The sequence below is a fragment of the Thermohalobaculum sp. genome (assembly GCF_058622915.1).
Genome location: NZ_JBZSYN010000180.1, coordinates 1 through 6,050 on the forward strand (window position 1 = coordinate 1; position 6,050 = coordinate 6,050).

6 protein-coding genes and 1 pseudogene are annotated in these 6,050 nt (G+C 72.9%); 4 read left to right on the forward strand and 3 right to left on the reverse strand.

From position 1 onward, the window contains the following. Nucleotides 1-159 precede the first annotated feature (159 nt). Nucleotides 160-960, forward strand: a pseudogene (locus AC32QD_RS13810) (HesA/MoeB/ThiF family protein); the annotation flags it as partial. Between the two features lie 53 nt (nt 961-1,013). Continuing rightward, complete coding sequence (locus AC32QD_RS13815; protein WP_492011087.1) at nt 1,014-1,964, forward strand: DMT family transporter; 951 nt, start codon at nt 1,014-1,016, stop codon at nt 1,962-1,964. Nucleotides 1,965-2,012: 48 nt separating this feature from the next. On the opposite strand, the gene AC32QD_RS13820 is transcribed toward AC32QD_RS13815, so the two are convergent. Then, on the reverse strand, nt 2,013-2,393 hold the full coding sequence (locus AC32QD_RS13820) for a carboxymuconolactone decarboxylase family protein (RefSeq protein WP_492011088.1): 381 nt from the start codon (nt 2,391-2,393) through the stop codon (nt 2,013-2,015). A 167-nt stretch (nt 2,394-2,560) separates the two neighbouring features. Between AC32QD_RS13820 and AC32QD_RS13825 the strand changes: the two genes are divergently transcribed. Both AC32QD_RS13825 and AC32QD_RS13830 read left to right on the forward strand, forming a co-directional pair. Next, on the forward strand, nt 2,561-3,568 hold the full coding sequence (locus AC32QD_RS13825; RefSeq protein WP_492011089.1) for a DMT family transporter: 1,008 nt from the start codon (nt 2,561-2,563) through the stop codon (nt 3,566-3,568). Then, nucleotides 3,565-4,833: a glycerate kinase type-2 family protein gene (locus AC32QD_RS13830; protein ID WP_492011090.1), complete on the forward strand. Its 1,269-nt coding sequence runs from the start codon at nt 3,565-3,567 to the stop codon at nt 4,831-4,833. The genes AC32QD_RS13825 and AC32QD_RS13830 overlap by 4 nt, the downstream gene beginning before the upstream one ends. A 131-nt stretch (nt 4,834-4,964) precedes the next feature. On the opposite strand, the gene AC32QD_RS13835 is transcribed toward AC32QD_RS13830, so the two are convergent. Next, a complete protein-coding gene (locus AC32QD_RS13835; RefSeq protein WP_492011091.1) occupies nt 4,965-5,873 on the reverse strand; it encodes an arginase family protein in 909 nt (302 codons plus the stop codon). Continuing rightward, the gene (locus AC32QD_RS13840; protein ID WP_492011092.1) at nt 5,873-6,046 is read right to left on the reverse strand and encodes a thiamine pyrophosphate-dependent enzyme; all 174 of its coding nucleotides are present in this window, start codon (nt 6,044-6,046) and stop codon (nt 5,873-5,875) included. Before AC32QD_RS13840 ends, AC32QD_RS13835 begins: the two co-directional genes overlap by 1 nt. Nucleotides 6,047-6,050: the final 4 nt, after the last annotated feature.

The window sequence follows — 6,050 nt, forward strand, 5'->3', positions numbered from 1 at the left end:
CCCGGCGGAATCTCCTCGGGCGCCGCGGTCGCCGCCGCGGTCGAGCTGGCCGAGCGCCCCGGCATGGCGGGCAAGCGCATCGTCGCCGTGCTGCCGAGCTTCGCCGAACGCTACCTCTCGACGCCGCTGTTCGACGGGCTGTAAGAACGGGGCGGCCGCGGACAGCGCCGGCCGCGCCCCGGAACACCGCGGAGGGGTCTGCCGATGCCCGCCTTCTCGGATGAGGAACTCGAGCGCTACGCGCGCCACATCGTGCTGCACGAGATCGGCGGGCCGGGCCAGCAGAGGCTGAAGGCCGCCCGCGTGCTGGTGATTGGCGCCGGCGGGCTGGGCTCGCCGGCGCTGCTCTACCTCGCGGCCGCCGGCGTCGGCACGCTCGGCTGCGTCGACTTCGACGAGGTGAGCCTGTCCAACCTGCAGCGCCAGGTGCTGCACGGCACCGGCGACATCGGCCGGCCGAAGGTCGACAGCGCCGCGGACGCGGTCAAGCGGATCAATCCCCACGTCGCCTTTGTGCCCCATGCCGCGCGGCTCGACGAGGGCAACGCCGCCGGGATACTGGGCGCCTACGACCTGGTGCTGGACGGCTCGGACAACTTCGCCACCCGCTATCTGGTGAACCGGGCGGCGGCGCGGCTGCAAAAGCCGCTGGTCTTCGCCGCCATCGGCCGCTGGGAGGGGCAGCTTTCGGTCTTCCGGCCCTGGGCGGGCGGGCCCTGCTACGAGTGCATCTTCCCCGAGGCGCCGGCGCCGGGCCTGGTGCCGGCCTGCGCCGAGGCCGGCGTGCTCGGCGCCATGGCCGGCGTGGTCGGCGCCATGCAGGCGGTCGAGGCGGTGAAGCTGATCACCGGCGCCGGGACCAGCCTCGACGGCCGGCTGCTGCTCTATGATGCGCTCCTGGCCGAGACCCGCACCATCCGCCTGGCCAAGCGTGCCGACTGCCCCGTCTGCGGCGCCTGAGCCGCGCCTGCTTCCCCGCCGCCTGTCGCGGCGCCCCCGCCAACGGAGAGCCGATGGCCCCCACCGCCGCAAACTCGACCGCCGCAAATTCGACTGCCGCAGATTCGGCCGCGCCCGATCGCACGCTGGTCGGCATCGGCTGGATGCTCGTGACCACGGTGCTGTTCGTCGCCGTCACCGTCATCGTGCGCCATCTGGGCGCGGGGATTCCGGCGCCCGAGGCGGCCTTCATCCGCTACGGCTTCGGGCTTCTGTTCATTCTGCCCGCCTTCCGCTCGCTGCTCGGGGCCCGGCCCCGGGCGGCGCTGATGGGCCGCTTTGCGCTGCGCGGCGTGCTGCACGGGCTGGCCGTGATCCTGTGGTTCTACGCCATGGCGCGCATCCCCATTGCCGAGGTCACGGCGCTCGGCTACGCCGCGCCGATCTTCGTCACCATCGGCGCCGCGGTCTTCTTCGGCGAGCGCCTGCACCTGCGGCGCATCATGGCAGTGGTCGCGGGCTTTGTCGGGGTGCTGGTGATCCTGCGCCCGGGCTTTGCCCAGATTACCTCGGGTCATCTCGCGCAGCTCGGCGCCGCGCCGCTGTTCGCCGGCTCCTACCTGATGGCCAAGGGCCTGACCCGCGAGGTCAGGCCCTCGGTGATCGTCGGCATGCTGTCGCTGTTCTGCACGCTCACCCTGCTGCCCGGTGGGCTGATCGTGTGGCGTACGCCGACGCTGGCCGAGGTCGGCTGGCTCGCCCTGACGGCGGCCGTCGCCACCACGGGGCACTACGTGCTGACCCGCGCCTTCGAGGCCGCGCCCCTGACCGTGACGCAGCCGATCACGTTTTTGCAGCTGGTCTGGGCCGCCGTGCTCGGCGTGGTGCTGTTCGCCGAGCCCATCGACCCCTTCGTCGTGCTCGGCGGCGCCCTGGTGGTGGGCGCGGTCACCTATATCTCGCACCGCGAGGCCGTAGCGGCGCGGCGCCAGCACACGCCGCCGGCGCCGGCGACCAAGAGCTAGCGCCCGCCGGGTGCGCTCGGGCCATATTGCGCTCAGGCCATGCGGCGCTCAGGCCATTTCGCGCTCGGCGAAGACCCGCTTGGCGATGCGGAAGCACTCGACGCCTGCCGGCACGCCGCAATAGATGGCGATGACGTGGATGATGGCGCGGATCTGCTCCTTGCTGACGCCGTTGCCGATGGCGCCGTTGAGGTGCAGCTCCCACTCCTGCATGCGGTTGAGCGCCGCGATCATGGTCAGGTTCATCACCGAGCGGGTCTTCTCGTCGATCGCCTCGTCGCCCCAGCCGAAGCCCCAGCACCATTCGGTCATCATCTCCTGGAAGGGCCGCGAGAAATCGTCGGCGCTCGCCAGCGTCTTCTCGACATAGTCGGCCCCCAGCGTCGCCTTGCGCCGCGCGAGCCCCCTGTCGAAGCGCGCCTTGTCCATGTCTCTCCTCCCGTTTTGATCCGAACACGACATGCCTGTGCCGCTGGCAGGATGGACGGGCCGGGCGCGCGGGCACAAGCCTGAAATCCGCAGGTTTTCCGCTGGATGACAATGACCGGCCTTACCCACCTCGCGCGGCCCCGGCCGGGCCGCCCGGCGCCCGCGCCATGACCCTGCAGCACGCCGCCCCGCCCGCGGTGGCGGGCAGCCGGCCGATCGGCTTCGTGCTCCTGGCGATGTTCGCCTTCTCCACCCAGGACGTGGTGGTGAAGCTGGTCGCGCCCGAGGTCTCGCTGTGGCAGCTCCAGGTGGTGCGCTCGGCCGCCACGCTGGTCTTGCTCACGCTGCTGGCCGCGGCGCTGGGCAAGCTCGGCCGGCTCCGGCCCCAGGGCCTGCGCTGGCCGCTGGTGCGCGCCGTCTTCATGTGCGGCTCCTATCTGTGCTTTTACGCCTCGCTGCCGCTTCTGCCGCTGTCGCAGGCCGCGGCGCTGTTCTTTACCGGGCCCTTGTTCATCACCGTGCTGGCCGCGCTGCTGCTGGGCGAGCCGATCGGCCCGCGCCGGGCGCTCGCCGTGATCATCGGCTTCACCGGGGTGCTGTTGATCGTCCGCCCCGGCACCGAGAGCTGGACGCCGGTGGCGCTCCTGCCGGTGGCCTCGGCGGCCAGCTACGCCATGGGCATCACCATCACCCGCTGGCGCTGCCGCGAGGAGCCGAATCTGGGGCTCAGCCTGGTGCACAATTCGATCTTCGTCGCCGTGGGCGCGCTCGGCGTGCTCGTTGTGCCCCAGCTTCCCTGGGCCGGCGAGACGCGGGCCTTCTGGCCCTTCCTGACCGAGGGCTGGCGCCCGCTCACCGCCTTCGCGCTCTCGCTCATGGTGTTCACCGCCGCGACGCATCTGGTCGGCATCCTGTCGAGCGTGCATGCCTACCAGTCCGAGGACGCCAGCCGCATCGCGCCGTTCGAGTATTCCTACCTGTTCATCATGTCGCTCTACGACGTGGTGCTGTGGGGCCACGTGCCGGTGCCCATGACCGTGGCCGGCATGGCGCTGATCACGCTGGGCGGCGTCTTCGTCGCCTGGCGCGAGGGCCGCCCGGCGCGGCCGCAGATCCAGCCGCGCGGCGAGGAGCCGTGGACTCCGGACGCCGCGCGTGTTGATAAGGGGGCATGACCGAGCCCGACGATTCCCGACCCGAAAGCCTGCTCCGCGCCATGTTCGACGCCGCCGTGGCGGCGGCCGACCCGATGGCGGTGCTGGCCGATCACCTGCCCCGGCGCCCCAAGGGCCGCACCATCGTGGTCGGCGCCGGCAAGGCCTCGGCGCGCATGGCCGAGGCGCTCGAGGCCGCCTGGGATGGCCCGCTCGAGGGCCTCGTCATCACCCGCTACGGCCACGCGCGGCCGTGCCGGCAGATCGAGATCGTCGAGGCGGCGCACCCGGTGCCGGACGAGGCCGGGGCGGCGGGCGCGCGGCGCATCCTCGACATGGTGCGCGACCTGGCCGAGGACGACCTGGTGATCGCGCTGATCTCGGGCGGCGGCTCGGCGCTGATGACGCTGCCCGCGGGCGAGATCACGCTGGCCGAGAAGCAGGCGGTGAACCAGGCGCTGCTCGCCTCGGGCGCGGCGATCGGCGAGATGAACGTGGTCCGCAAGCATCTCTCTGGCATCAAGGGCGGGCGGCTGGCGGCGGCTGCCTGGCCGGCGCGCGTGGTCGGCCTCTTGATCTCGGATGTGCCCGGCGACGACCCGGCGGTGATCGCCTCGGGCCCCACGGTCGGCGAGCGCTCGACGCCGCGCGACGCGCTTGAGATCCTCGAGCGCTACGCCATCGAGGTGCCCGACAGCGTGCGCGCCCGGCTGGAAGCCGGCGAGGACTGCCCGGCGCCCGACGACGAGCGGCTCTCGCGCACCGACAACCGGATCATCGCGGCGCCGCAGCTCTCGCTCGAGGCCGCCGCCGGGGTGGCGCGCGGGGCCGGGGTGACGCCGATGATCCTGGGCGACGCCATCGAGGGCGAGGCGCGCGAGGTCGCGAAGGTCATGGCCGGCATCGCACTCCAGGTGCTGCGCCACGACCAGCCGCTGAAGCGGCCCTGCGTGCTGCTGTCGGGCGGCGAGACGACCGTGACCGTCCGTGGCAAGGGCAAGGGCGGGCGCAATGTCGAGTTCCTGCTGGCGCTGGCCATCGCGCTGCGCGGCGCGCCGGTGCACGCCATCGCCTGCGACACCGACGGCGTGGACGGGGCCGAGGAGGTGGCCGGGGCGGTGATCGGACCTGACACTCTGGCGCGGGCGCGCGAAGCGGGCCTGGGCCCCCGCGCCGAGCTGCGCGACAACAATGGCCACGGCGTCTTTGCGGCGCTGGGCGACCAGGTGGTGTCCGGCCCGACGCTGACCAATGTCAACGACTTCCGGGCGCTGCTGATCGCGTGAGGGGGCGCGCGCGGGGCCGCGGCGCAGGTGTCCACGCGTGGACACGTGGTTAAGTCATTGAGTTCATTGAATGTCGCCCGTGGACCCGGACCGTGGTTAACGGGCGCGACCCGGTGTGGCGGCCGATCGTCCTATGCCCTGCCGGGCCGGATCGCGCCGATCACGTTGGCGGCGAGCCGCGCGATCGCCTGCGCGCCATAGCCGGTGGGGTCGCGCCCGGGCACGTACTCCACGAAGCAGGCCCCGGCGATGCGCCCCCGCGCCGCGACCCCGTGGATCAGGTCGAGCGCCTGCTGGTAGCCCAGCCCGCCGAAGGCCGGCAGCAGCACGCCGGGCACGAGCCCGGGGTCGAGCCCGTCGGCGTCGATGCACAGCACCACGTCCGAGCCCTGAGGGATCGCCTCGAGCACCGGCGCGATGCCACGGGCGTGGATCTCGCGCATCGGGAACAGGCGCGCCCCCCAGGCGCGGGCCTCGGCCAGCTCGGCCTCGCGGGCGCTGCCCGGGCCGCGCGCGCCGGCCTGCACGATATGGCGCACATGGCCCATCTCCGAGGCCCGGCGCATGGTCGAGGAGAAGCCGTGCCGGACGCCGTCGACCTCGTCGCGCCAGTCGATATGGGCGTCGACCTGCACGATGGCGATCTCGCGCCCGGCAAAGGCCGCAAGCAGCGGGATCGGCGTCGAGTCGTCGCCGCCCAACATCAAGGGCACCGCGCCGGCGCCGAGGATCGCCTCGACGGTCGCCCGGATCGCCGCGCGGTTGGCGGCGCCGTCGCTCACGCCGCCCGGCACGTCGCCCAGGTCGACGACCTGCGCCGCGCCCATCACCGGCCCGCCGGTGTCCATGTCGAGATGCGTGCGCGCCACCGAATACCATTCCAGCGCCCCCCAGATCGCGGCCGGCGCAGCGGCCGCGTGGCTCGGCTTGCCGGGCCGGTAGGGGGTGCCGTGGGGCGCGCCGAACACCGCGACATCCGCGTCGAGCGCGTCGAGCGCGCCGAACGGCACGTCCGAGAAGCTGCGCGCGGGCCGCTGCATCAGAACAGCCCGTCATAGGCGCGGCGGGGCAGCTCGACCGCGATGATTGTGAAGGTCTCGGCGGCCAGCGCCTCGGCAAGCGCGGGGCCGGCCTCGCCCGGGCCCGAGACCGTGATGCCGTGGCCGCCATAGACGCGGGCGAGCAGCGCGAAATCGGTGCGCTGGAAGTCCACCCCG

Bases quoted from the DNA above. Each gene is read 5' to 3' on its own strand.
- AC32QD_RS13815 (WP_492011087.1), top strand. From the start codon at position 1,014: ATGGCCCCCACCGCCGCAAACTCGACCGCCGCAAATTCGACTGCCGCA.
- AC32QD_RS13820 (WP_492011088.1), bottom strand. From the start codon at position 2,393: ATGGACAAGGCGCGCTTCGACAGGGGGCTCGCGCGGCGCAAGGCGACG.
- AC32QD_RS13825 (WP_492011089.1), top strand. From the start codon at position 2,561: ATGACCCTGCAGCACGCCGCCCCGCCCGCGGTGGCGGGCAGCCGGCCG.
- AC32QD_RS13830 (WP_492011090.1), top strand. From the start codon at position 3,565: ATGACCGAGCCCGACGATTCCCGACCCGAAAGCCTGCTCCGCGCCATG.
- AC32QD_RS13835 (WP_492011091.1), bottom strand. From the start codon at position 5,873: ATGCAGCGGCCCGCGCGCAGCTTCTCGGACGTGCCGTTCGGCGCGCTC.